Here is a 763-nt window from a genome sequence, read left to right on the forward strand (position 1 = left end):
CCCACGGCCCGTACCCCCGCGACCGACCCCGACGGCCCCGGCACCCTCCGCCAGGGCGACACCGGTCCCGAGGTCACCGGCCTCCAGCAGCGCCTGCTGCGCATCCCGGACGTCTACCGCGACGGCTCCACCCACGGCACCTACGACGCCGCCCTCACCGAGGCCGTGGCCCGCTTCCAGCTCTGGTACGGCATCAGCGGCGACGAGACGGGGGTCTACGGCGACGACACGCGCCGTGCGCTGGAGTCCCGCACCGGCTTCGGCGACGATGCATGAGCGGCCGGGACCGAGCGGCGGCGGACGGGAGTGGAGCGGTATGGCGGACGAGAGCGGCACGCGCGGCCGGACGGCGGACCTGAGCGCCTTCTTCGACCGGCTGGACCCGGACATGTGCGTGGTCACCGCGGTGGCGAGCGGGGAGTGCGCCGGCTGTCTGGTCGGCTTCGCCTCGCAGTGCTCCATCCAGCCGCCGCGGTTCGCCGTGTGGCTGTCCAAGGCCAACCGCACCTACCGGGTCGCCCGCGCCGCCCAGCACCTGGCCGTGCATCTGCTCACCCGTGACCAGCGCGACCTGGCGGAACTCCTCGGCGGCGAGACGGGCGACGAGACCGACAAGTTCGCCCGGCTCGCCTGGCGGGAGGGGCACGGCGGCGCCGTCGTCCTGGCGGACGCGGCGGCCTGGTTCGTCGGCACCATCCTGCACCGCACCGACGGCGGCGACCACGTGGGCTTCGTGCTCGACCCGGTCCAGTGGGGCGAGGGG

Annotated in this window: 2 protein-coding genes; both read left to right on the forward strand. The window is 75.0% G+C overall.

Features of this window, described 5'->3' with window-relative positions:
• Positions 1 to 276 (forward strand): peptidoglycan-binding protein (locus tag CCN44_RS41855; protein ID WP_208639953.1); only part of this gene is annotated, 276 nt, incomplete at its 5' end.
• A gap of 40 nt (positions 277 to 316) precedes the next feature.
• The coding region (locus CCN44_RS41860; RefSeq protein WP_086704481.1) for a flavin reductase family protein at positions 317 to 763 on the forward strand (447 nt) is incomplete at its 3' end.

The organism is Streptomyces tricolor (assembly GCF_002155905.1).
GTDB classification, from domain to species: domain Bacteria; phylum Actinomycetota; class Actinomycetes; order Streptomycetales; family Streptomycetaceae; genus Streptomyces; species Streptomyces tricolor.